Here is a 23,289-nt window from a genome sequence, read left to right as displayed (position 1 = left end):
CCGGCTTGAGCGCCACCCGTTCGTCCAGCCGGTCGCGGCGCTGCGCCGGGACTGGATCCGGGTCCGGGGTCGGCCGGTCGCCGGAGGAGTTGGGGCGGTGAGGCGGCCGGACAGACGCTGAACCCGCGGGAGGCCGCGGTACTGGCCGGGCTCCTGGCCGCCGACCGCGAGGTGACGGCGCTCGAGATCGGCCGCGACTCCGGCCTTTACCCCAACGGCAATTCGCGGACATCGGCCGAGCTCGGCTCGTCACTGATCCGGCCGCTCCTGATCGCCGGCGCCGTGGCGCAGTGCGGCCGCAAACGCCTTCGCTTCGAAATCACGGAACGCGGTCGGATCGCGATCGCGCTCTTCAAGGCCATCGCCAACAGAAAGGTTCGACATGACGCTCACGCTTGAGGAGAAAATGAACGGCGCCGAGACGCGGGCGCGGCAGCAGACGGCGGAGAAGCACTTCTTCGACCAAGCCCAGCCGTTCTTCCCGCTCGGATTCTCGATCGGTTACCGCAACCCCGGCCATTGGGACATCGACGCGAAGCAGTGCCCCGGCTACGCGTCGGCATGGCAAGCCGCGCATCCCGAAGGGTCTACCAGCGCCAACGACGGCGATCGCGAACGGGCATTCAGCATCCGCGGCGCGCCCGGGAATGTCGTTGTCTGCGACGAGCGCTGGAATCCGAACCGGCCTCAGCCTTGTGAGATGAACTTCCGCAGCGTGATAGCCGCGATGGCGTGGATCTGCGAAGAACTCATGCAGGAGCCGGGCACATGAACAATCCGCTCCTCTGGGCCGGCGTCGCCCTTCTAGTCATCGCCGCATTCTGCCTCGCCAAGACGTGGTTGCAGCCAGCTGGCATCTTGGCGACCGTCGGCGCTGTGCTCATCGTCATCGTGGTCCTGACGGTTGGCATTCCGGCATTGGGCGGCGCTGTCGGGTACGCCTTCACGACCATTTTCGAGATGAAGGGGGACCAGGACCACGACTAAACGCGGCATCAACGTCACGCCGGGATATTTCTTGCATCGCCCCACCACTAAACCGCTGCCGAATTGGCTTTTCTACACGCTGGTCTGGTTGATCATTCCGCCGGCATTCGCCGTAGTGATTGTGTGGACGTCGGTGACGTGCCATGAGCGAGGCGCGCCATGAAGGACATCACGTCGCTGCGCGATATCGACCCAAAGGCAATCGCCGACGCGTTGCGCGCGCCGTCGCCGTACCGACGCTGATCCTCGAGCTCACACCGCGGGAGCGATGGCCGTGCATGGTTCAATACTATTGGCGTGGCACGGTTTACGTGCCACGCGATGTGTTCCGATTCGAGCCTGATCAAATTGGGCCGTCGGATTGCGTCTGGATCGTTCCGGGAACGACGCCATGATGGTGAGGCGCTCCTACTCAGGGCCATCCTTCCGCCAACGCCCCGCACCTTCCGCGTGCGGATGCTTGCGGCCGGTTTCAGGCCACGCCACCCGCGCCGCGGAGAACGCACGAAAGCGCTCCATGCGGTTGCGCAATCGTGCGGCGGCCTCAGATGAAGTTCCCGCCGGTCGGCACCATCGCGAACCGCGGCCGCTCATTGGCACGGCTGGCGAAACCGTATGATTGACATGGGAGAGTTGCCTGGCGACGAAGCGTCCAGGTCTTGGGCCCGCGAATATCTGGCTGCACGGGCATCGCAGGGAAAATGAACTTGATCTAAAAGGCCCGCGCATCCGCGCGGGAGAAGCACGCGCAGCAGAAACAGAACTATACCGGCGAACCGCATTTCGTTCACCTCGAGGAAGTCGCCGGCATCGTGGAACGCGCCGGCCTTTCGGAGACCGCGATCGCGGCAGCTTGGCTGCATGACACCGTCGAGGACACCGACGCCATTCTACCTGAGGTCTGCGCGAAGTTCGGCTCCGCCGTCGCCTTGATGGTGCTCGACCTGACCGATACCCCACCAACACCGGGCATGAACCGTGAGCGGCGGAAGCGCGCCGACCGGCTTCGACTCGAGCTCGCCGGACCTGAGACCCAGGGCATCAAGTGCGCGGATCTGATCAGCAACACGTCGACGATATCGAAGCACAACCTAGGCTTTGCGAAGACCTATCTGCCGGAAAAACGCGCCACCCTGGAGATCCTGACGAAGGCGCCGGCGCCGCTCCGGCAGCAGGCGTAGGCATCGTTGTGCGCGGCCGAGGCGCAGCTTCCGGTGAAACCAACCCCTGTGACGCAGGCCGAGCGGGATATCTTGAACAACGCGACAATCCCTCCGGCACCAGAAGCCGACGCATGGGACCACAAGCGTAAAGGAACAACCTGATGTGGCTCCACACCGTGGTCGCGTGGAGCGCCCAGACCAAAAACCCCTACTCGTCGTTGAACGAGTTCGAAGGCGTCGAAGAGCGTCACGAGTCGTGGTTCTGCCGGTCGAAGTCGCCCAACGACGGATTGCGGCTGCTCCAGGAATACTCGGAGGCCTTCAGACTGGGTGAATCAAACACCGCGTCTCCCGGTCCACGACCGAGCGTCCTACCATTGAACGAAGTCAGGAAGAGTGGTCGCAGGCAGCGGCTTCGAACCGCCCTATCCCGGCTTATGAGACCGAGACCCTACCCGAGAGGCCCTGCGAAATGGATGCGATCGAACGGCACGCGGAGAATCTGAGGGAAGCTGTCCGCAGGCGGTATGCTGACTGGTGCCAAGATCAGGAGATGTTCTTCAAGCGTTACCCGGGCGTGACAATCGAACTTCCCGCCGGCCGTCGGTCGCCAGCAGAAGAACTGCGAGCTGTGGCCGCAACTGTCATGGAGAGATTCGGGTTGGATGGACAGAGCATCGACGGTTCAGGTATCTTCTCAATCGGCGTCTATGATGGCCCGGGGGGCGCGATTTGAACGCGCGCGGCGTCAGCCGACCACCGCTTCAAAGGCGGGTACCCTGACCAGGCTCGGTCACCCCCGAATTGATGGCGCTCCCTACGGGAGTTGAACCCGTTTCCTCACCTTGAAAGGTGATATCCTGCCGGTAGACGAAGGGAACGAGGATGTTTCAGAACGAGATCGAGACCGTAACCGGTGAGTTGCTCATCGAGGCCAATCGAGCTTTTATCGAACGGCGCGGACAAATGAGCCCTGTTGAAGCGATTGTGGCGGGTCTGCACGGCAAATACTCCGTAAACCACATTCTCGCAGCGACATACCGTCTGCAGGCGCTAGCCCGCTTGACGAGCCAACAAGATATGAAGGGTCTGCAGCAACGGCTACATGGAAGGGATCATCAGCTTGTCAATGAGGCCGCTTTCCATGCCGCGGCGCAGTGCACACTTGTGATGCCGCGAGCGCCGATCAGTTGTCGTTTGACAAGGATGAATTTGTGGAGTTGGCGATGCGCTTCGCGGATCCAGACGGTTTTGCATAGGATGGCGCGGGCTGCCGGATTCGAACCCTATGACGGCTCCTCGAGCATGAACATCGAGAATAAATTCGTCTTGTTCATTGCCACGCGAATTGCGGTCGAAAAGTGCATGGCCGAACGAATAAAGGATGAGAAGCTGCTAGTGTCCTGAGTCACAAGTTCGCAATCGTAGATTCGCAGTAGATTCGCGTCGCCGTGCCAAGGACGGAGGCTGCAGCAGCGACGGAGGATCTGATGGCGGTCCAGCAACTTGCGCCCTGACATTGAGCGATGAAGAGCGTGCCGAACTGAAGTCGCTGACGATGCGGCGGAAGACAGCGCAGGCGCTGGCTCTGAGAGCCCGGATCGTGCTGACCTGCGCGGAGGGCGGTCAGAACAAGGAAGTCGCGGCCAAGCTGGGCCTGGACCGATCGACGGTAGGCAAGTGGCGGCGGCGTTTTGTGGAGCGGCGCGTGGACGGGCTGCATGACGAGCCGCGCTCCGGGGCGCCACGTACGGTTGACGATGCCCGCATCGAAGCCGTGATCGTGAGGACGTTGGAGAGTTGCCCTGAGAACGCCACCCATTGGAGTTCTCGCGACATGACGAAGGCCAGCGGCCTATCAGTGTCGACGGTGCAACGCATCTGGCGGGCCTTCGGGCTCCAGCCGCACCGAATGGAGACGTTCAAGCTCTCGACCGATCCAAACTTCGTGCCCAAAGTGCGCGACGTTGTGGGCCTCTACGTCTCGCCACCGGAGCACGCCATCGTTCTATGTGTGGATGAGAAGTCCCAAATCCAGGCGCTGGACTGCAGTCAGCCGATGCTGCCGATGCGTCCCGGCCAGCCGGCCCGAAGAAGCCATGACTACACGAGGCACGGCACCACATCGCTGTTCGCCGCCCTCGACATTGCTAGCGGACGGGTCATTGGCAAGTGCATGGACGCCACCGCACCACCGAGTTCCGCAAGTTCCTCGACGAGATCGAAGCTGCCGTGCCGCGTGAACTGGACGTCCATCTCGTCATGGACAATTACGCCACGCACAAGACCCCCTTGATCCGAAAATGGCTGGCTAAACGGCCGCGTTGGCACGTGCACCTGACCCCGACCAGTTCGTCATGGCTCAACCAGGTCGAGCGCTTCTTCGCGCTCCTCACCGATAAGAAGATCAGGCGCGGCATCTATCGCAGCATCGCCGCTCTCAGGGCTGACATCACTTCGTTCATCGACCGACACAACGCCGATCCAAAACCGTTCCGATCTAAGTCCGCCGATGACATCCTTGCTTCCATCGAACGCTTCTGCCGGTACAATGCCCCGGCAAAACACGACCCGATGTCGCGAACTTCTGGTTCAGGACACTAGCTGGCAATCATCAACTTAATCGGCCTCTGAGCCGAAGACGGCACGTCTCAGAGGTTCGATCGGCGATAGCGCCCTAACCCGCTCACCCGACGATGACGGGCCGCGCCTCGGCGCTGGTCGATCGGAGCCCAGGTTCGATGATAAGGGCGGGCATTCTAAATGCCCGCTCCGGGTGCATCCCAATGGACGTGCCGATGTCAGCCCCTCGCCAAGCGCTCTTTGGCTGCTCTAGGTGCGGCTATACTGGTTAAGCGGACGAAGGCGATATGCTGACGGCGATGGCGCCGACGACCGCGAAAACTGTCTGCCAGGTGGTGAAGCTATCGCCATCTGTTCTGAGGCGGGGCTCATCCCCGCGCGACAGGCGCCCGACGTGTCCGGGCGTGGGCCGCAATCACCGCGCAGGCGAAGACAAAGCGGCGGCACGCTTCCGCGTAAGCCGACCCCTTTGCGGGTTGCTGGCGTCAGGCCTGCGCCGGATCAAGGATCAGCGCCAAGGGCAGCGGGGCGGTGCCCGCCAGACAGGAGTCAGGTTGTCAGGGCTGCGCGGCTCTCAGCCGGAACATCGTTGCCGTTACGGTGCGGTATGGCTGATCGGCTAGAATGGATTGTGAATCGATGTACGGTTAAGGAGGCCGGCGTGGCGGCGTTCACAGGACGCGATCTGCATCTGGTGAAAAAAAGCGTTCGCGATCGCGGTGCTGCGATCGAGCGTCAGCCTGGGCCGTTTCAGTCGGCTTCCGATCAAAGTGACATGAAGACGTTGCTCGATCATATGATCGAGAACGACGCCGAGTTGGCGTTTACGCGCACGTGGCAAGGATCGCCGTGACCGAGGAGCCCGACTGAAGGGGGCCGATCACCAATGCGGAGCAGTCCATCGAGCCTCTGGGCGCGAATGAGGAAGCAAAAGTCCTCGCATTTTAAATCGCCGTTCAAGGAAACGGTAGTGAAGCGATCGATTACGATGTGATGGCTGCCGCCTATCGGGCTGACAATGAGCACAACGCTTGGAACACGCTATACGAAAGGTGCGCCATTCTCGCCTTATTCGGCGCTTGCCTATACCCAACGATCGAGACGATGGCAATCGACAGGATCGAACGAGGCAGCGCATCGCTCTGTGCTCACTCCGGCCATCATCGTGCCATCAACGTGTGGTCATTGCGATCGCTGCCGATCGACACTCAAGAAGCCATCAACGTCACAACTTGGATGCTGAAGAACCTCGCGGCCTTTAGAGCGTCGCTCCATCCTCTCATACATACTCTCAGCCCCCCTGCTTCACGAAGCGCGATTGAAAAAACGGTGGGGTTTATGCGTCGGCCAATCTCTGCGACAAGGCACCGAGTCGCTTGAAGGCACAGCCGTCGACTGGCTTGCAAAACGAAATAGGAGGCATCGGGTTGCGAATAGATTTTCCGCGTATCAATCGGTCTAAGGCTGTCTTCGATGATATTTATGCTTCGGATGATCCCAGGGCATATTTCACCGTGCTGGGAGACCTGGATTACATGATCCCGGACGTGGCTGAGCCGGTTGTGCGCCAGATTCTCGCGGCGAACGTAACGGCAACTGGCGTTAAGCCGACCGTGCTTGACATTGGCTGTTCATACGGCATCAACGCTGCGGTGCATCGGTTTCCATTGACGTTCGGGGGCTTGCGTCATCGCTACGCTCGGCGCGAGATGAGGGCAATCAGCTCTGAGACACTGGTGCGTCTTGATCGCAGTTTCTATGCGTCTTGGCCCGATGTCGGACTGGCGCGATTTATCGGTCTCGATGTATCGGCACCGGCGATCAGCTATGCAACAGGTGTCGGTCTCCTTGAGCAGGGTATTGTCGCTGATCTTGAAAAGGAGACGCTATCGACGGACAGCGCGCTTATCATCCGCCCCACTGACGTTATCATGTCGACGGGGTGCATCGGCTACGTTACCGAGAAGACGTTCAGCAAAATTCTCGACGCGACAGAGAAGCGTCCATGGATTATCTCATTCGTGCTACGAATGTTCCCATTTGATTCTCTGGCTGCAACGCTCGCGAAGCGTGGCCTTGTAACGGAACGTCTTACCGGCGCGACATTTATCCAACGTCGCTTTCGCGATGCTGAAGAGTTTGAAAGTTGTTTGGCCACCTTGGCGGCTCTTGGCGTCGATACTACCGGTCTTGAATCGGAAGGGCTGCTTCACGCCGATTTGCTCTTGTCCCGCCCTGAGATAGATGCGCGCGCCACCCCTCTGGAAAACATTGTCACCGTCGCCAGCGGCAGGGGTCGGCCTATCGGGCCCCGTTATGTGCATATTGGAGGCAACGCGGGCTTGCAGGTTGCGTTGGAGCCGTGACGGGTTCCTTTTCCGAGGATAGCTGTGGGTGTGCCCCGGGGAACTGTGCACCGAAGTGGATTATGCCTGACTTCCGGAATGATTCCTTTCTGTCAGGTCGGTAGTCTTACAGAGAAGCCTTGGCTATGACGACTTCGCCGACTGCAAATCCATGTGTTGCCGTGCCGTACGTCGAGATCGACGCTGCGTCAGATTTCTAGGATCGAGTGCGGCGTGTTGCCGTTTCCAACGTATCGCTCGAAGTGCGGCAAGCTTCATTGATCGCGCTCGTAGGGTGGCTCGGGACCTGACAAGACCACGCTATTGACCATCAATCGTCCGTCGATCCTGACGTCGGAGACGTCAGGATCGACGGAGTGCCTGTAAGCGAAACAAAACCGCGAACGCTAACGGCCGGCTTTGTCCCGTAGAGCGGTGGATCGGACCATTCCGGCGTCCCCGGTTCAGACCAACCTTACCGACGTGATAGCTGCTGGACAGGCTAGTGATATTGGCTGAGACCACCAAAGAGGGCGGATATTGTGTGTTGGAGGGGTCGCCACACTTGGTCCGCCGAACCTCAGATAGTCGTACTCGAATTTGACGGACCATTCTGGCGTGAGCGCTTGCTCGATGCCTGCGCCGATTGTGCCACCGAAACGACTGTCATCGAAATGTGTGGCATTCTGTGGCGCCTCGCCAGGTTCGTTGTTACTGACGATATCGCCGCGATTGTGCTGCCATGCCACGCCTAGCCTGAGATAGGCTAGTGTGCGGCCGTTGCGGGCCAAAGGCATAACCCAGCCGACCGGTCCCGGTCGCAAAGACGTCTGGACCTGCTTTGCAGTTTGCGCTCACGATGATGCCGGAGACGGCAAGACAGGTGTTTGTACCCTCGGAGATTGCGCCACTGCTATCCAATTCGAGGCCAAAAACCCAGCGCTCCCTCTGCCAATTGTAGCCAATCTGACTTCCGGCCACGAACAGAGGGGTGTCGACTACGTCACCGAAAATCAAGGGGCCATAGGGGTCAGTGAACGATGTCCGGCCGTAGCCCCCGCCGAAGGACCCTCCTATGTATCCGCCGGTCCACCTCCATAGAGCCGGCGGCGCCTTCACTGTGACTCCGAGATCGGCCGAATGAGCGGCGCCGCTTGCAACGAGCGAGGCTGTTGCGGCTACAAAACAAAGAAGTTTATATCGCATATCGCCTCAAGAGGCGCGCGCCACTCGCAACTAAAGCGAATGATCCGACTTAGCTGGCGCCGCTTCACGGTGTGTGCACGACGTGTGCCAGCGGCCGCAATGCGCATTGCCTGCGCTTTTTTTTCGATCGCACTGCCGTATTGGCGGCAAGACAGGTAGATTTGGGCCAGCCCGCAACCTCTACCCATCAAAACCGATGTCGCATTTACGACAACTCGCTGGATCAGGATGAGTTCAAAGGTAGAGCGCCAGACTTCCACTCTGGAAACTTCGGTTCAAATCCGAACGTCCGCACCAGTCACTTCATAGTGCGCGCAAGAACGGTGCAGGATGGTCGCCCTCGGCGATGTTGATTTCGATCTGCAACGAGCTACAAATTTACCAGAACACGCTCGACAAGACGCTTTATATGTATGTCCGGAAGTCCGATGGGCTCCCGGCTGATGCGACACCGGGAAACTGGAAGCTCGTGGCTACGAAGCAAGACGTTTCCGCAGCAGCGATCGAGCAATCAACGCGAAGGCTTTTATTTGTCCGTCCGGAAGTCTGCCAGGCCTTCGACTGGACGCGGCGCCAAATAGAACCGCGCGCGAGCCCACGTTCGTCGCCGCAGATCGGCCAACATCAAGTCATGAATTTTGATGGTGTGGAACGGCCCTTCGAACCGGCATCAAAAGTGCCTAACGTGGTCGCTTCGAGAGGCGCCACAAGGGAAGGACCGTTCCAATGGAGAAGATTATCACAGTAGGTTTGGATTTGGCTAAGTCGATCTTCCAAGTGCACGGGATCGGCAACGACGGGAGAGTATTGGTTCGCCGCATGTTGCGACGATCGCAGGTGCTGCCATTCTTTCGAGCGCTCTCCTCTTGCCTGGTCGGCATGGAGGCTTGTGCGAGTGCACATCATTGGGCGCGCGAAATCGCGGCCCTGGGGCATTCGGTCCGCATGATGCCACCGGCCTATGTGAAGCCTTATGTCAAACGAAATAAGACCGACATGGCTGATGCAGAAGCCATTTGTGAGGCTGTCACCCGTCCGACGATGCGGTTCGTACCGATGAAGACTGCCGAACAACAAGCCGCCGGTATGATTCTGCGGGCGCGAGAGCTGCTGATCAGACAGCGGAGCCAGACTGCCAATGCTCTGCGCGCTCACATGGCCGAGTTGGGTATTATTGCGGGGACGGGCATGGCAAGCATCGCGAAACTTCTGGGATTGCTCCGGGAGGGGGAAGACGACAGGATCCCCGCCACCGCCCGCTTTGCCCTGATCCATTTCGCTGAACAGATTGAGCTACTTACAAACCGCATAGAGAAGCTCGATAGAGAGATTTTGGTTGCCGTCAGAAAGGATCCCGATGCGAGGCGTCTGATGAGCATTCCCGGTGTTGGTCCTCTCATCGCCGCTACCGTTCGGACATCGGTCTTGGATGCTCGTGGCTTTGCCACTGCACGAGATTTTGCGGCTTGGATGGGTCTGACGCCGAGGGCACAATCGAGCGGTGGGAAAGAAAGGCTCGGCGCGATATCGAAGCGGGGAAATCGGCAACTACGGACGCTCTTAATCGTCGGTGCAACTTCTATCATCAAGCTTGCCAAACGAGGCTCTGGGTTCGGACCATGCTGCAACGCCGGCCGGTCAAGGTCGTATCAGTGGCGTTAGCCAACAAGATTGCGCGCACCATCTGGGCGTTGCTAGTCAAAGGCGCATCTATCAGGCACCGGCCGCAATGCTGAAATCTTAATCTTAAGAGCTCATCGGCGGAAAAGGAAAGCCGCCGAGGAGGCAGGGTGCAATCTGGATGAACACTGAATGACGACATTCCCGGTAGCAATCAGACCGCCTGACTCACTGCGCTTCGAGCGCGCAAAATTGATTGGGCGATTGCTTCCGCGGACATCATCGTGGCCAGCGGCCAGGTGCCGCGTTCACAGGCCGAACATATGACCGCACCGCCATTCCTTGTTCAATCAGAGAAAGACCTTGCAGCCCGGGCCGTTCCACATATGAGTCAGACTCTCAGACTGATCTGCATTCTTCACGGACGACGGCTTAGGCCCCCGACTTAGCCGGCGGCCCTCATCTTACCCCGTGGAAGCTTCAACCCGAGAAGCTTGAACACGTGAGCGCTGATCTTCTCTTGCGCCTCGCGTAACTCAGTCGAGCGCAGCATGGCTAGCTCGCCGATATAGCGCCCGCTGATGCCGGGCACGGCGTGGCCCAGCAGGATGCTGGAGAGGATGTCCGGCACCCCCAACGCGGTCGTCAGCGATTTGTAGGTGTGCCGGAGTGCGTGCCCTGCGGTTGGCAGTCCAGAGCGCTGCGGAGCCTGCCTAAAGCCCGGGAAAACGAGGTCCGGTACAGTGACCTCACCATGGCGCGGACACTCTTCCACGCCGAAACACATTATGGCGTTTTCTGGATACCGAAGGTATCTTGGCGTTGGACCCTCCGCCTATTCTGTAGCCCGGCGCGATCGAAGGCGGGCGCTCTTGTGAAGATGCGCTCCGCGATAGGCAGATCTTCGGTGCTGTCGATTTCGTACCACCTGAGACCGTCGCAGCGCGACGCTGCAATCCGTAAGCCTCGTCTTTCCACCAGGCTGGCAAGGAGCGCCTCTGTGTAGGCCTGCGTAGCTCCAGATCCGATGAGATCATCTAGCGCTGGAACGATCGTTGCTCTCAGCGTCGTCGCTGACAATCGTAGCAGGTTCATCGTCTTGAAACGTCTTGGGCCATCCGCGACAAGGTTAGCTGCGGTCTGTTTCATGCGGAAACTCGTGATGACGCCGCTATCCGACAACAAGACCGCCGAACCTTCCATCGATTCATTGAAGGGAGCAACTGCAGCCACGTCGGTTGCTTGGCTCATCATTAAGTAGCGCAACGCATCCTCTTCAAAGAAGACGTCACCCTTCGACAATGAAGCAGTCTCCGGAAAAAAGCGCGTCGCGCGCCAGCCAAAGAGAATAGGCGCTGCTTGCGGTCGAACCCGGACGATTCGACAGAGTTGATTTCGAGCTCGCCAAAGCGGCTGCCGCAGGCATATTGAATAGCGTCCTTGCGGTAGCCCATACAATTGTGACTTCTTCCACGCCACCGCTTCCAAGTTTCGCAGCGCGTTATGGAGTATCGGCGTTTCATTGACCTCGACAAGCGGCTTGGGCCGCAGATCGGTCAGCGGCCGCAAACGGGAGCCGAAGCCCGCGGCCAGAATGACGGCTTTCTTCGGAGCATCGGTGGTCATTTCATTCCCCTTCGTCGTTGTTTGATATCGCGTCCTCACTCCCAAGCGTAAACGACACGGATCGTCACCGCGATTTCGGTAGTTAATCTGGTCCCGGCAGAGCTCCTGTGAGGGGATGGGCAACTCCCTCAGACCGAGGGGTCTTGGCGGCAGTCCTCGCCGCAGCGGCGCCCGACGATGTGAACAAGACTGTCCGCTGAGCCAACCCCACGCGCTCTCCAAAGGTCCCACAATGTCGGTTGTTCTGCTGCTGTGTGGGGTCTACGGGCTTCGTGAAAAGCGGATCCACATCTTCGGAAGCGCGGATCATCGTCCGCGTTGGGGTTTCTCCGAGAGAGAAATGCGCTCGTGACCCTTCGTCGGTGACTGGATGGTCGTTGAGGTGGGGAGATCGGCCGAGATATTGCGGCAATGGGCAGATCGGCCGCGTATGAGCTGTCGCGGCAGTCGATGGTATGCCCAATTTCAGGAGTGAAAACCTGCGACTTGCTGATAAGCGCGCTTGAGCATGATGGCAAGGCAGCCAGTTGCATGGCGGTGGTCCTTCGAGAATGAGTATGTTAGAGAAGCTATTGCCTTAAGTCAGCAGGGCGAAGATAGCGCGCTTCTGCACTTGCGAATTCGTCGTTCCTCAAGACCTCGTCGAGTGTCGCGATATCGGACTCAATGCTGACAGTGTTCCCCTCAGCTGCGGCCGCAGACCTGCCGCATTGCCGCTCGCATGGAATGGTTGGCCCAGATCACCGTCGCGATGCGTGCTTTACAATAAGCAGAGACCGATGTTCGATAGTATTTCGTTGGAACGATCACGACCGGCAACCTGTTCTGGCAGGCGTGCGTGAACGCAAGGATCTCGTCTGCGGCGCTCTTTCGCGAGTGAATGAGGATCGCATTGGCTCCCGCATCCACGCAAGCGTGAGTGCGCAAAACGGCTTCTTCCATTTCATGCCCGACAATCAACGCTTCGATGCGGGCAACAAGCACCAAATCGTCCGCGACCGTATCCTTCACGGCACGCAAGCGGGCGGCTGGAGAATTCGTCGATATCGGCGAGGGGATGCCGCTCGCCAATAAGCGAGTTCGTCTTCGGGAAATAGCTGTCTTCCAGCGCAATCCCGGCAGCGCCACGCTGACGGAGTGTGCGTGCCAATAGACGAGCATTGTTGAAGTGCCCGAAGCCGCCATCCCCGACAACAAGCACAGGAAGCTCGTTCTACGTCGGCGAGTTGGCTCCAGGACGCTTCATTGGCGTCGCGGCAGCCCAACGAGCAGGCAATTGACAGGCCCGACGCCCAGAGACCCTTGAACTCACGCGCTTGGCGATTGCGGCGGAGAGGCCGTCATGCGCTTCCATGAGGAACGAGACTTCGCTGCTGGAGCAGACCTGAGCACGCAGCATTTCAGTGAGTAAGGAATCAGCGCGCGGACCGGAGCCACTCGCGGGAACAGATTGCTGTGATTGGTCTTGCATGCCGATTCCTTGTTCGTGCGTTTGGTCGGCCGATATTCAGCGGCGGAAGGTGACATGTTTCTGTCATCAAGATCAATTACGCGGGTTGGTAGTTGACTGTGCCGCAAAATTGTTGCGTCTCGCACCGGACGAGCAGGATTCGTAGGTAAGCCAAGCAATCACATGATGTCCGATCGTTGAAGGACGCACTGTAACCCATGCGCCAACCGAGTTCCTTTCTGTATTTTGTATTCTGCGCGGTTGTGAGACTACCTGACGCGCTAAGGGTTCAGTTCGTTCGCATTTTGTAGCGCTCAAGTGTGCGTTTGGCGTTTCAGAGTACACCCGCGCGGACTCGCGATCAGGACTCGGTCGCGTTGCACGGAAATTATCTAATCGATCGTGTCGCGTTCCTGTCTAACTCCGTTCAGCTCGCGGATCATGAGCGTGGGGAGGGCGTGCGAGACGGATCCAAGGTCCTTGTCTCTCTTGTTGAAACGAATTCGAGGGTCCTTCCGGCCACGATGCCCGTGCCGTCCCTTGATCGAGGTGTGAGGCTGATAGTGCTCGGCACAGCGTGGTCTCCGATCCGGGGCTCCAGCGCCTGACGTTCGAGGTTATTGCCGGGCGCCTTCGATTCAACCAAGCGCGGGATGGGACCTTTTGGGAGGACACAGCCGATGTCGCCATCGCAGTCTGCAAGCGCCGAACCATCCCCGACCTTCGGCCATCTTGAGCGACCGGCATCTCCTGGGTTCAGCACCGCTTCGAGCCACCTGGATCTGCCCGCCCTGTTGTCATGCCCCGCGGTTGAGATACAGGCCAGCGTGCCAACGGAGGACTTCCCGCGTGCGCAAGACTTCACGCATATCGTCGGCTTGGCATGGGACCATGGTTGCCGATCAGCCTCCGATGTCCTGATCGGTGTACTGAGCAGAAAAGGCCTCCTGCCGACGTCACCGCTCCAGTCGCGAACACATTTTTACATCCATGGTCGGCCTTACACGACGAAGCTGGGGCAAGGAACAAGGCACCCGACCCCAAATAATCCGGCAGGACTTGATATTACGCTCATCCCTGGATCTAGCTTCGAATCCCACGAGCCCGCAGCAGTGGGCATCGAAGGCTTCGCGGGAGATATGCGAAAAACATCGTCATCGACCAAGGCTGCGACGTCTGCGATGCCGACGAAGGGTGCCAAAGGCTGTGGGCTGTGGTCATGTTTCAAGTCAGGGATTGGCAAAAGTCGTCGCGAAAGCTCGTCCGGCCCTCTGGATCAGCCGGATGAACAGGCCTCCGGATCGGGCGTCCCAGTGCAGCGTCCGCTGGCGCTCCGCCGCACGCAGTGGCTGGGTGACGAGCATATCACGGCGGATTACACACTCCTGGAGCGGGAATTGCAGAGGGACAATCCGGATCTGGCCGCCCACACCCGGTTTCTGCGGCCCGCGGAAGCTCATCTGCTGCGCTTGACCGATGACGCGAACGTCGTGCAGGAAACCTTGCTGGCGATCGTCAATGACGAGCATGGTAACGATACCGCCAACTTCCTGTTCGTGCCAGTGAACAATGGCGGTGTCAGTAGCAGCGACGGTACGCATTGGACGCTGCTGCTCGTTGATCGCCGCGAGCCGGAAGGGATCGTTGCCTATCACTACGACTCCTTGCCGAAGCGTTCTCACGCTGACCGGGCAAGAGAACTCGCAGTCAGGCTGGGCGCTCGCCTCGAGACCGCGCGCATGAACCGGCAGGAGAACAATTGTGATTGCGGCGTCTTTGTGGTGGACGGCACACGGACGCTGGCGAGACGATTGGCGGAAGGGCAGCGGCCTGATGACGAGCCGCTTCACCTCGACAACCTCGTCGCCGATCGGCAGGCACTCCAGGATCGACTGAGCGGTCGTGCGCATTCGCGACGGCGAACTCGGTAATGCGCTTGGTCTGCTGGCGCGTCGCTTGCCGGCACCAGAACCTTGGTTGGGTACCAGGACGCGTGAACGACGTGGGTCGGCTCGCTCACGACCCCGCGCTCGCCGGATCGTGGGTGCCGGGCTGTGATCGACCAGCCAATCGGACGCTTCGACACCGAGCGACGGGCTTAAAAGCGAACCTGTCAGCGCTGTCGATCTGCCCGAACGGTGGATCGACACCGTGACTGCCGCTGGCCCATGAAGAACATCGTGCGGTATGTGGATCAAGCGCGTACCGCAGGTGGTAAGGTGGAAGAATCGCGCCTAGCCTCTCGCCGCCGACTTAGCCGCCTATAAATTGGGGCATCAGAATAATGTTCGCGCTGAACGGATTGTTGGGGGTCACTTCCCTCATCCCTGGCCCCAACACCGCCATATAGGGCTGACCATGAATAATCAGACTGTCGGCTGCTGGAATGACTGCGGCAGCATTCCTCTTCTATTCAGTGCGCCGATCAGGACGTCGGGGGCGCGTTGCGGGCCGTGATTGAAGCCCAAGGCGACGACATGTCCGAAATCATACGCCGGCGCCTGAGCCGGTATCGCGGCTGCCGGATAAGATGACTGTTGCGGCTGGCCCAACTCGCACCAAGCCCCGGTGTCGTGATCATCGTTACGCACGGCTTCGCGTGTAGACGACGCCGCAGCCCTTCATCTTCGGGATTCGACAACAGCCGTCCAGCTATCGCTTCGACCGTCCGTTGGGCCGCTTGCGCCTCACAAACGCGCGTGCTGCCAAAGACGACGATGGTATGGGCTATCTGTCGCTCCCGGAGCAGGGCTTCTGTCTTGAGGAAATCGAGCTGAAGGCGGACGCCGCGCGTCGCCTCGCTCTGCATGAAATCGGCATCCTGATCCGCCTCCTGATAGCTTGGCGACATCAGTATCCTGCGCAAGGCCTCGGGCGCGCGAGAATCAACTTCAGCGCTCTCGGGTTGTTGACCTGGAAGCGCATCAGCTCTGTCGACGTGATGCTCGGGGCTCGGCATCGAACCGGAGCGAGCGGACCGGGGACCGGTCATATGCCCCCTCCTATCCACTGTTTCGCTCAAGCACCGCCCCAACCTGTTTCTGTGTGGCAAGGGGCGAGTGCCGCGCTGCCTTTCAGGGCCTCGCGAACTTCGTCATCTTCCAATTTGTCCAGGAACCAGTGGCGATCAGCGGGCTGCTCCGCGCGACTGACAGTTGGAGTGTCTTGGTGAGGCTCTGCTTGTTCGACAATGGGCAATTTCGCTTGATCGGCCATGGTGACGCTCGTCAGGAGGATGAGAATACTGGCAGCATCCGCGATTGCCCGAACAGACGCATTGAGCAGGGTCAATCCGCAGCAGAAGACGACGGGAACTTTCCGGAGGGGCAGCGTGGGGCCTGTCTTTTCCACTTTCGGCCGTCGGCCGTCTGAGCGGCTTCGCGAAGGCGTGATAGCCCACCGTTGCCGGGAACAATGAGGCTCGGGCGAGCATTGGCCAGCATCTTTGAGCTGGCTCAAGCTATTCCCGTCACATTGGCCTTTTAACTCGGAACCGATTAGCAGATTTTGAGGTCATTCCTGACCCCTTCCTCGGGAGAGCGGCATGCAATCAGTCACGGGTCCAAATGAGCGAGCGCAGGTCAAAGATCTCGAGTTGCTCGACCGTTACTGGCGAGCCGCCAATTTCCTTTCCATTGGCCAGATCTACCTGCTGGCAAACCCACTTCTGAGCGAGCCGCTTAAACCCGAGCACATCAAGCCGCGATTGCTTGGTCATTGGGGCACCACACCGGGGCTCAACTTTATCTACGCTCATCTCAATCGTGCGATCCAAGCGTCCGATCTCAACGTCATCTATGTCTGCGGTCCCGGGCATGGCGGTCCCGGCATGGTCGCCAATACCTATCTGGAGGGCACATACACGGAAATCTATCCGGAGGTGACGCGCGACCTGGATGGCTTGCAAAAGTTGTTCCGTCAGTTCTCCTTCCCCGGAGGCATTCCGAGCCACGCGGCGCCGGAAACGCCGGGTTCAATTCACGAAGGCGGCGAGCTGGGATATGCGCTGGTGCACGCGTATGGCGCAGTGTTCGACAACCCTGATTTGATCGCCGTTTGCGTCGTCGGCGACGGCGAGGCGGAAACCGGCCCACTCGCGGCGTCCTGGCACTCCAACAAGTTCTTGAATCCGATGCATGACGGCGCAGTGCTGCCGATCCTGCACCTCAACGGCTACAAGATTACAAATCCTACCGTGCTGGGGCGGATGGATGACGAGGAAGTCCGCAGCCTCTTCATCGGCTACGGCTACGAGCCGCTGTTCGTCGAAGGTGACGATCCGCACGCCATGCACCGGCTGATGGCCGACACGCTAGACGTAGCGCTCGCCAATATCCGTTCCATCCAGCAACATGCACGCCAACAGGCTGCGGGCTTTCGGCGCGCCAAGTGGCCGATGATCGTACTGCGCAGTCCAAAGGGCTGGACGGGCCCGAAAGAAGTTGATGGATTGAAGGTTGAGGGATTTTGGCGCGCCCATCAGGTGCCGATCACCAATCCGCGAGGCAATCCCGAGCATTTGAAGCTGCTTGAGCACTGGATGAGGAGCTACGAGCCGGGCAAGCTGTTCGATGGGGACGGCCGGCTCGAACCGGATTTGCAGGCGCTCGCTCCGGCTGGCAACCGCCGGATGGGGGCCAATCCGCACGCCAATGGCGGCATGCTCAAGCGTGAGCTCAAGCTACCGGATTTCCGCAGCTATGCCGTCGACGTTCCGAGCCCCGGGGGCGTGGTCGCCGAGGCCACTCGCGAGCTCGGCAAGTTTCTGCGCGAAGTCGTGAGTCTCAATGCGAACGCCCGCAACTTCCGTATCATGGGCCCGGACGAAACCTCGTCCAACCGGCTGGACGCGGTGTTCGAAGCCACCGACCGGGTCTGGATGGAAGGGATCGAGCCCTACGACGTCCACCTCGCGCACGACGGCCGCGTGATGGAGGTGCTGAGCGAGCATCTCTGCCAGGGCTGGCTCGAAGGCTACCTGCTCACCGGCCGTCACGGCTTCTTCTCCTGCTATGAGGCTTTCATCCACATCGTGGATTCGATGTTCAACCAGCACGCCAAGTGGCTGAAGGTTTCGCGCGCGCTGCCGTGGCGGCGTCCTATCGCCTCGCTGAACTATCTCCTGACCTCGCATGTCTGGCGACAGGATCACAACGGTTTCAGCCATCAGGATCCCGGCTTCGTTGATCTCGTCACCAACAAGAAGGCCGATATCGTCCGCGTCTACTTTCCACCCGATGGCAATACTCTGCTGTGGGTCTCCGATCATTGCCTGCGCACCTACGATCGCATCAACGTGATCGTCGCGGGCAAGCAGCCCGCTCCGCAATGGCTTTCGATGCGTGAGGCGATCAATCATTGCGAGGCGGGCATCGGCATCTGGAAATGGGCCGGCACCGAGCCGCCCAACGCCGAGCCGGATGTGGTAATGGCTTGCGCCGGCGACGTTCCAACGCTGGAGACACTCGCCGCAGTCGATCTGCTGCACAAGGCGCTGCCGGACCTAAAGATTCGCGTGGTGAACGTCGTCGACCTGATGACGTTGCAGCCGAAGGAGCAGCATCCACACGGGCTGTCCGACCGCGACTTCGACAGCCTGTTCACGCGAGACAAACCGGTGATTTTCGCCTATCACGGCTATCCCTATCTGATCCACCGCCTGACCTATAACCGCGCCAATCATGCCGGCATGCATGTGCGCGGTTTCGCTGAGGAAGGCACCACCACGACACCATTCGACATGGTGGTGTTGAACGGGCTTGACCGCTTCCATCTTGCGATCGAGGCGATCGAGCGGGTGCCGGGGCTCGACATCAGCGCGGCCCACGTCAAGCAGGGATTCCGCGACAGGCTGACCGAGCATTCGCGTTACGTGCGCGAGCACGGCGAAGATATGCCGGAGATCCGAGACTGGGCGTGGTGCAACGGCGCAGGTGGTACGACACTGCGGTGATCGAGGATTTGAAAGGCGCATCTGCAGCGAGCACGAAAGAGACCGCCGATGTCCGATCATGTCCTGGTGCTGAATGCAGGCTCTTCCAGCATCAAGTTCGGCTTGTTCGACATTGAACCCGTCGAGCCGGAACTGAAGTGTAAGGGCCTGATCGACGAGCAGCAAACGGCGCCACACATCGTGGTGACCGATGCGTCCGGAACACAGCTGTTCAAGAAAGGCCTTCCCGGCGGCGAAGGACAGCGGGTCGATCTGCTCAGCGGCATCTTGACCTGGATTGACGGGCATCTCGCCGGGAACAGGCTTGTCGCGGTTGGCCATCGTGTCGTGCATGGCGGACGCGACTTCTTTCGCCCCATCATGATCGACGACCAAGCTCTCGCCGCGATGGACGCGTTGACCCCGCTCGCCCCGCTGCACCAGCCGCGCTGTCTGACACCGGTTTGTGCGGTGCAGTCGCTGCGGCCAGGCCTCGCGCAAATCGCCTGCTTCGATACAGCCTTCCATCACAACCTGACGCCGCTTGCGAGCCGCTTTGCCATTCCGCGCCATTTCGAAGACCGCGGCATCCGGCGCTATGGTTTTCACGGGCTCTCTTTCGAATATGTCGCGGGCCGCCTCGCCGCACTCGCACCGACGCAGAAGCACACGGTGGTGGCACATCTCGGCAATGGCGCCAGCCTCTGTGCCTTGCACGAGGGCAAGAGCGTCGACACCACCATGGGACTGACCCCACTCGACGGTCTCGTCATGGGAACACGCTGCGGCACGATCGATCCGGGCGTGCTGCTCTATTTGTTGCAAGAAGCGAAGATGTCCGCCGACGAGGTCCAGCATTTATTGTACGAAAAGTCGGGCCTGCTTGGCGTGTCCGGCATCTCGGCCGATATGCGCGCCCTGCTGGCAAGCCCGGAAGCCGCCGCACGCGACGCGATCGATCTCTTCACGTTCCGGGTTGCCGCGGAGGTCGCTGTGATGGCGACCTCGCTCAACGGACTTGACGGCCTCGTGTTCACCGGCGGCATCGGTGAACACGCCGCTGAAATAAGGCAACGCATCTGTGATCGTCTCGCCTGGCTTGGCGTCAAGATGGATATGGCCGCAAATGCGCTGAGCAAGCAGCGTATCGCTGCGAAGGGCAGCCCGGTGGATGTGCTGGTCATTCCCACCAACGAGGAGATCAGCATTGCGCGGCACTGCCGCAGCCTGCTGGCTGCAGGTGGCTAGGTTGCGCCCACTACAACCGCCCTATTCAATCCGTCGCCGCAACCCACATCACGAGCTCGCGTGCGAGCGCGCCGAAGGCCCGATCAAATGCGGCTGCCGCCTCAGGCGGCGTCAGTGAGGTCATCTCTTCGGAGTCATCGAGAATCTTTGCAACCTTTACCTGACCATTCTGGTCCACTATCTTCGCAGAGAAGGAGATGATCGCGCGCGGCTGGGTTCCGAGCACGATTTCAAAACGACGGAGATCGATCAGCAGACGTGACGCACTTTCTACGCCGCTGTCGGCGCGGAACGGCGCATGTGCGATGTCGTAATTCTCGAAGCTCTGCAGTAGTCGCGCCTGCACCAGCGCCGGAAGGCTGTCGCTCCATTGCACGGCCTCAAACCCTTGATTTTCTTCCTCCGGCGAGAACAGAAAACGCTGGGTCTGCAGGTGGGTAATCGCGGTCGGCTCAGCTATGATCAACGGCGCAGGCAGAGCTGCATGGTGTTGCAACCCGAAGCTGTCCACGGCGTGAAGGTCGTAGACTACCTTGCGCGGCGCGGGCGTACCGCCGCCCGTCATGCGCTCCAGCCCTGCCACGATGCCGTCAAGCTTGGAGGTGTTGCGCGCGAGTCCTTCAGCAAACGTACTTAGATTATCGATCGTGCTATGCAGCGGCGCCGCATTTTCAGACAGAACGGCATCCACCCGGCGCAGGGCATCGCGCGCGGCCTGCGTCATGCTCCGGCCGGCGCCCTTTTCGGCCACCAGCGGCCCGCGCGCCGGCGGCGACGCGGGATCATCACCACCTTCCAGCGCAATCACGGGAACACCAGTCAACCCCTGGAAATCGAGACCAACGCGCGTGTCGCTATGCACCGGCGTGTGCTCAGCGACCGCGATCGTGGCGCGAACCTCGCGCGGGCGTTCCGGCATCAGCTCAAGTGCAGTCACCTCGCCGACGCGGATACCGTTGAAGAGGACGCCTGCACCAACGAGGAGCCCAGACACGGGATCGGTGAAAACAAGCTGATACGTCTCCCGCTTGCCAATGCCACCGACATTGTTCAGCCAATAGACAAAGCCGAACACCGCGACGATTGCCGATAATACGAATGCACCGACAATAATGTAGGGCGCGCGAATTTCCATGTGTTTCTCTCTCGTCTAGCTGCCCAAGCCGAGCATTTGCGCGCGGGCACCATGAAAGTAGGCATTGACCCAAGGATGATCGGACTCGAGCACGGAGGGCAGCGATCCGATCGCTGCGATCCTGCCGTCTGCGAGCGCGGCAACGCGATCGCAGACGGCTTGTAGGCTGTTCAAATCATGCGTCACCATGAAGACAGTGAAGCGCAGCGTCCGGTGCAACGTCCGGATGAGGGCGTCAAACTCGCCGGCCGCGATCGGATCGAGGCCGGATGTCGGCTCATCGAGAAAGAGCAGCGCTGGATCGAGCGCCAGTGCCCTGGCAAGCGCAACACGCTTGGTCATGCCGCCCGAGAGCTCGGACGGAAACTTGTCCCCGTCTTCGCGCGCGAGGCCGACCATCTCGAGTTTTGCGTCCGCAATTTCGTCAAGCAGCCGCGGCGAAAGCCGCGCGCGCTCGCGCAGAGGAAACTGAATGTTCTGTCGAGCCGTCAGCGCCGAGAACAGCGCTCCCTGCTGGAACAGGATGCCCCAACGACGTTCAAGGCTGCCGCTTGCGAAATCGATCTGCCCGCTGCGCTTTGGCAGCAATCCCACCAACGTTCGCATCAGTACAGATTTTCCGCCACCGGATGCCCCTACGAGGCCAAGAATTTCCCCGTCCTTCACATCGAGGTCGAGGTGATCGAGGATGATCTTCTTGCCAAAGCCGACCACGAGGTCCCGTATGTGTATCGCCGGGGCGTCGGTCATGGCTACATCCCGATCGAGGCGAAGAAGACTGCAAACAGTCCGTCGAGCACGATCACCAGGAAGATCGATTTCACCACCGAGGCGGTCGTTCGCTCCCCGAGCGACTCCGCGCTGCCCTTGACGCTCAGCCCCTCCACGGCCGCGACAAGCCCGATCACGAGCGCCATGAACGGCGCCTTGATGATGCCGACCTCAAAATGCGTGACGGAAACCGCCTCATGGAGACGTGCGATGAAGATTGCAGGGCTCATGCCGCCATAGAGCCAGGCGATGAGCCCGCCGCCATAGAGCGCCGCGAGCGAGCCGAGAAAGGCAAGGATCGGCAACGCCACCACGAGCGCCAGGATTCGTGGCAGGATCAGGACTGCAACCGGATCGAGCCCCATGGTGCTGAGGGCATCAATCTCCTCACGCATCTTCATTGCGCCGATCTCGGCGGTATAGGCACTCCCCGATCGTCCCGCCACCATGATGGCGACGATCAACACGCCGATCTCGCGCAGCACGAGGATGCCGACCATGTCGACGACATAGGATTCCGCGCCGAAGCGACGGAAATGGAAAATCCCTTGCTGGGCGATGATGGCCCCGATCAGGAACGTGATCAGGGCTATGATCGGTACCGCTTGCCACCCCACTCGGCCGAGCTGGTAGACGGTTGATGTCAGCCGAAACGACCGCGGATGCCTGAGAATGCCTAGCAGGGCTGCGCTGGCGGTACCGAGCATATGGAGGAATGCCCCCGAATCGGACGCCAGCCGCCGGCCGCCGCGGCCGAGCTGATCGAGCCTCTGCAGCAAGGGGTTGAACGATTTGCGTTCCGCAGGGCCGCCGCGGTTCAGTCCTCGCACCTCTTCCAACAAGTCATCGTGCGGACCGTCGGCACCGGTGAGGGCTGCTCTGGTTGCGCCACCGCGGGCCAGCTTTTCAAGCAGCCAAGCCCCGACTGTGTCGAGCGTGGTGATGTGACGCAGATCAATCGCCCCGATGTCAGTGCGCGCCGCCCCCTCGCACAGCCGCTCCAACTGCTCGACATTGGCAACGTTCCAGGCGCCGCATGCTGTTAGCAGGCGTGGATCGTCTGCGTTCGCTGTCAATGCCGGTACGCTGAGCAAGGGAACCAACTCCAAGTTTGCCTATCAAGCATAGGAGGCTGGCGGCGGCGGTGTTTGACACAACGCAATTTGCTTCAACGGCCTCCAGGTCGTTCTTGACGCAAATCAAACGGCTTTGCGGGCGGGAGG

General features: G+C 60.1%; 17 protein-coding genes, 3 tRNA genes and 5 pseudogenes. 12 read left to right on the top strand and 13 right to left on the bottom strand.

Annotation, left to right across the window (positions count from 1 at the left end; translation table 11 throughout):
* Positions 1-249: 249 nt before the first annotated feature.
* Positions 250-384 carry a hypothetical protein gene (locus tag G6P99_RS12035; protein ID WP_334262000.1) on the bottom strand — a complete coding sequence of 45 codons (135 nt, stop codon included), beginning with the start codon at positions 382-384 and terminating at the stop codon, positions 250-252.
* Positions 385-406: 22 nt separating this feature from the next.
* Here G6P99_RS12035 and G6P99_RS12030 point away from each other — a divergent pair, with 22 nt between their 5' ends.
* From G6P99_RS12030 to G6P99_RS12020, 3 genes and pseudogenes are all read left to right on the top strand, one after another.
* The gene (locus G6P99_RS12030) at positions 407-772 is read left to right on the top strand and encodes a hypothetical protein (RefSeq protein WP_165128257.1); all 366 of its coding nucleotides are present in this window, start codon (positions 407-409) and stop codon (positions 770-772) included.
* Positions 769-987: a hypothetical protein gene (locus tag G6P99_RS12025; RefSeq protein WP_029084918.1), complete on the top strand. Its 219-nt coding sequence runs from the start codon at positions 769-771 to the stop codon at positions 985-987. The genes G6P99_RS12030 and G6P99_RS12025 overlap by 4 nt, the downstream gene beginning before the upstream one ends.
* Before the next feature lie 779 nt (positions 988-1,766).
* Positions 1,767-2,168, top strand: a pseudogene (locus G6P99_RS12020) (HD domain-containing protein); the annotation flags it as partial.
* A 302-nt stretch (positions 2,169-2,470) separates the two neighbouring features.
* Here G6P99_RS12020 and G6P99_RS12015 read toward each other — a convergent pair.
* Positions 2,471-2,542, bottom strand: a tRNA-His gene (locus tag G6P99_RS12015).
* Positions 2,543-2,622: 80 nt separating this feature from the next.
* On the opposite strand from G6P99_RS12015, the gene G6P99_RS12010 reads away from it, so the two are divergent.
* Entirely contained in the window at positions 2,623-2,886 is a 264-nt protein-coding gene (locus G6P99_RS12010; protein WP_165128255.1) for a hypothetical protein, read from the top strand.
* Here the strand turns inward: G6P99_RS12010 and G6P99_RS12005 are convergent.
* Positions 2,865-2,953: transfer RNA gene (locus G6P99_RS12005), tRNA-Gln, on the bottom strand. The genes G6P99_RS12010 and G6P99_RS12005 overlap by 22 nt on opposite strands.
* Positions 2,954-2,958: 5 nt before the next feature.
* A tRNA-OTHER gene (locus tag G6P99_RS12000) sits at positions 2,959-3,031 on the bottom strand.
* A 4-nt stretch (positions 3,032-3,035) separates the two neighbouring features.
* Here G6P99_RS12000 and G6P99_RS11995 point away from each other — a divergent pair.
* The 4 genes and pseudogenes from G6P99_RS11995 (at position 3,036) to G6P99_RS11975 (ending at position 7,099) form a co-directional block, all read left to right on the top strand.
* The gene (locus G6P99_RS11995; RefSeq protein WP_165128253.1) at positions 3,036-3,557 is read left to right on the top strand and encodes a hypothetical protein; all 522 of its coding nucleotides are present in this window, start codon (positions 3,036-3,038) and stop codon (positions 3,555-3,557) included.
* Positions 3,558-3,708: 151 nt separating this feature from the next.
* Positions 3,709-4,754, top strand: a pseudogene (locus G6P99_RS11990) (IS630 family transposase).
* 640 nt (positions 4,755-5,394) lie between these two features.
* Positions 5,395-5,586 (top strand): hypothetical protein, encoded by a 192-nt coding sequence (locus tag G6P99_RS11985; RefSeq protein ID WP_224496635.1) that lies wholly within the window; start codon positions 5,395-5,397, stop codon positions 5,584-5,586.
* A gap of 580 nt (positions 5,587-6,166) precedes the next feature.
* A complete protein-coding gene (locus G6P99_RS11975; protein WP_165129335.1) occupies positions 6,167-7,099 on the top strand; it encodes a class I SAM-dependent methyltransferase in 933 nt (310 codons plus the stop codon).
* 443 nt (positions 7,100-7,542) lie between these two features.
* Here G6P99_RS11975 and G6P99_RS11970 read toward each other — a convergent pair whose 3' ends face one another.
* The gene (locus G6P99_RS11970; RefSeq protein WP_246709519.1) at positions 7,543-7,875 is read right to left on the bottom strand and encodes an outer membrane protein; all 333 of its coding nucleotides are present in this window, start codon (positions 7,873-7,875) and stop codon (positions 7,543-7,545) included.
* Positions 7,876-9,010: 1,135 nt separating this feature from the next.
* On the opposite strand from G6P99_RS11970, the pseudogene G6P99_RS11965 reads away from it, so the two are divergent.
* A pseudogene (locus G6P99_RS11965) lies at positions 9,011-10,028 on the top strand (IS110 family transposase).
* A gap of 321 nt (positions 10,029-10,349) precedes the next feature.
* On the opposite strand, the gene G6P99_RS11960 reads toward G6P99_RS11965, so the two are convergent.
* The 3 genes and pseudogenes from G6P99_RS11960 to G6P99_RS11950 all read right to left on the bottom strand — a co-directional run bounded on the left by G6P99_RS11960 (position 10,350) and on the right by G6P99_RS11950 (position 12,929).
* Positions 10,350-10,535 carry a hypothetical protein gene (locus tag G6P99_RS11960; RefSeq protein WP_029085195.1) on the bottom strand — a complete coding sequence of 62 codons (186 nt, stop codon included), beginning with the start codon at positions 10,533-10,535 and terminating at the stop codon, positions 10,350-10,352.
* Positions 10,536-10,690: 155 nt separating this feature from the next.
* Positions 10,691-11,530, bottom strand: a pseudogene (locus tag G6P99_RS11955) (phosphocholine cytidylyltransferase family protein).
* Between the two features lie 569 nt (positions 11,531-12,099).
* Positions 12,100-12,929: pseudogene (locus G6P99_RS11950) on the bottom strand (isocitrate lyase/phosphoenolpyruvate mutase family protein).
* 731 nt (positions 12,930-13,660) lie between these two features.
* On the opposite strand from G6P99_RS11950, the gene G6P99_RS11945 reads away from it, so the two are divergent.
* Positions 13,661-14,911 carry a hypothetical protein gene (locus G6P99_RS11945; protein ID WP_334261999.1) on the top strand — a complete coding sequence of 417 codons (1,251 nt, stop codon included), beginning with the start codon at positions 13,661-13,663 and terminating at the stop codon, positions 14,909-14,911.
* Positions 14,912-15,405: 494 nt separating this feature from the next.
* On the opposite strand, the gene G6P99_RS11940 is transcribed toward G6P99_RS11945, so the two are convergent.
* Together G6P99_RS11940 and G6P99_RS11935 are read right to left on the bottom strand one after the other, a co-directional pair.
* Positions 15,406-15,972: a hypothetical protein gene (locus G6P99_RS11940; protein WP_175612289.1), complete on the bottom strand. Its 567-nt coding sequence runs from the start codon at positions 15,970-15,972 to the stop codon at positions 15,406-15,408.
* Between the two features lie 26 nt (positions 15,973-15,998).
* Positions 15,999-16,331 carry a hypothetical protein gene (locus G6P99_RS11935; protein ID WP_156928919.1) on the bottom strand — a complete coding sequence of 111 codons (333 nt, stop codon included), beginning with the start codon at positions 16,329-16,331 and terminating at the stop codon, positions 15,999-16,001.
* A 193-nt stretch (positions 16,332-16,524) separates the two neighbouring features.
* Here G6P99_RS11935 and G6P99_RS11930 point away from each other — a divergent pair, with 193 nt between their 5' ends.
* Both G6P99_RS11930 and G6P99_RS11925 read left to right on the top strand, forming a co-directional pair.
* A complete protein-coding gene (locus G6P99_RS11930; protein WP_035977914.1) occupies positions 16,525-18,933 on the top strand; it encodes a phosphoketolase family protein in 2,409 nt (802 codons plus the stop codon).
* A 48-nt stretch (positions 18,934-18,981) separates the two neighbouring features.
* A complete protein-coding gene (locus tag G6P99_RS11925) occupies positions 18,982-20,160 on the top strand; it encodes an acetate/propionate family kinase (RefSeq protein ID WP_165128249.1) in 1,179 nt (392 codons plus the stop codon).
* A gap of 25 nt (positions 20,161-20,185) precedes the next feature.
* On the opposite strand, the gene G6P99_RS11920 is transcribed toward G6P99_RS11925, so the two are convergent.
* From G6P99_RS11920 to G6P99_RS11910, 3 genes are read right to left on the bottom strand one after another with little or no spacing between them, the layout of a single operon-like run.
* Positions 20,186-21,295, bottom strand: a complete 1,110-nt coding sequence (locus G6P99_RS11920; protein WP_165128247.1) for an ABC-type transport auxiliary lipoprotein family protein — start codon at positions 21,293-21,295, stop codon at positions 20,186-20,188.
* Between the two features lie 15 nt (positions 21,296-21,310).
* Positions 21,311-22,045 (bottom strand): ABC transporter ATP-binding protein, encoded by a 735-nt coding sequence (locus G6P99_RS11915; protein ID WP_165128245.1) that lies wholly within the window; start codon positions 22,043-22,045, stop codon positions 21,311-21,313.
* A 2-nt stretch (positions 22,046-22,047) separates the two neighbouring features.
* Positions 22,048-23,160 carry an MlaE family ABC transporter permease gene (locus tag G6P99_RS11910; RefSeq protein ID WP_414645572.1) on the bottom strand — a complete coding sequence of 371 codons (1,113 nt, stop codon included), beginning with the start codon at positions 23,158-23,160 and terminating at the stop codon, positions 22,048-22,050.
* Between the last annotated feature and the right edge of the window lie 129 nt (positions 23,161-23,289).

Origin of the sequence: Bradyrhizobium sp. 6(2017), from assembly GCF_011058295.2 — a bacterium.
Taxonomy (GTDB): Bacteria; Pseudomonadota; Alphaproteobacteria; order Rhizobiales; family Xanthobacteraceae; genus Bradyrhizobium; species Bradyrhizobium septentrionale.
The sequence above is the reverse complement of the archived record's forward strand: the minus strand, read 5'-3'. Positions and strand labels throughout refer to the sequence as shown.

Excerpts from the sequence above, each read along its gene's own strand:
- G6P99_RS11915 (WP_165128245.1), bottom strand. The coding sequence starts at position 22,045 with ATGACCGACGCCCCGGCGATACACATACGGGACCTCGTGGTCGGCTTT.
- G6P99_RS11930 (WP_035977914.1), top strand. The coding sequence starts at position 16,525 with ATGCAATCAGTCACGGGTCCAAATGAGCGAGCGCAGGTCAAAGATCTC.
- G6P99_RS11970 (WP_246709519.1), bottom strand. The coding sequence starts at position 7,875 with ATGCCTTTGGCCCGCAACGGCCGCACACTAGCCTATCTCAGGCTAGGC.
- G6P99_RS12010 (WP_165128255.1), top strand. The coding sequence starts at position 2,623 with ATGGATGCGATCGAACGGCACGCGGAGAATCTGAGGGAAGCTGTCCGC.
- G6P99_RS11945 (WP_334261999.1), top strand. The coding sequence starts at position 13,661 with ATGTCGCCATCGCAGTCTGCAAGCGCCGAACCATCCCCGACCTTCGGC.
- G6P99_RS12030 (WP_165128257.1), top strand. The coding sequence starts at position 407 with ATGAACGGCGCCGAGACGCGGGCGCGGCAGCAGACGGCGGAGAAGCAC.
- G6P99_RS11995 (WP_165128253.1), top strand. The coding sequence starts at position 3,036 with ATGTTTCAGAACGAGATCGAGACCGTAACCGGTGAGTTGCTCATCGAG.
- G6P99_RS12025 (WP_029084918.1), top strand. The coding sequence starts at position 769 with ATGAACAATCCGCTCCTCTGGGCCGGCGTCGCCCTTCTAGTCATCGCC.
- G6P99_RS12035 (WP_334262000.1), bottom strand. The coding sequence starts at position 384 with ATGTCGAACCTTTCTGTTGGCGATGGCCTTGAAGAGCGCGATCGCGAT.
- G6P99_RS11925 (WP_165128249.1), top strand. The coding sequence starts at position 18,982 with ATGTCCGATCATGTCCTGGTGCTGAATGCAGGCTCTTCCAGCATCAAG.
- G6P99_RS11940 (WP_175612289.1), bottom strand. The coding sequence starts at position 15,972 with ATGACCGGTCCCCGGTCCGCTCGCTCCGGTTCGATGCCGAGCCCCGAG.
- G6P99_RS11920 (WP_165128247.1), bottom strand. The coding sequence starts at position 21,295 with ATGGAAATTCGCGCGCCCTACATTATTGTCGGTGCATTCGTATTATCG.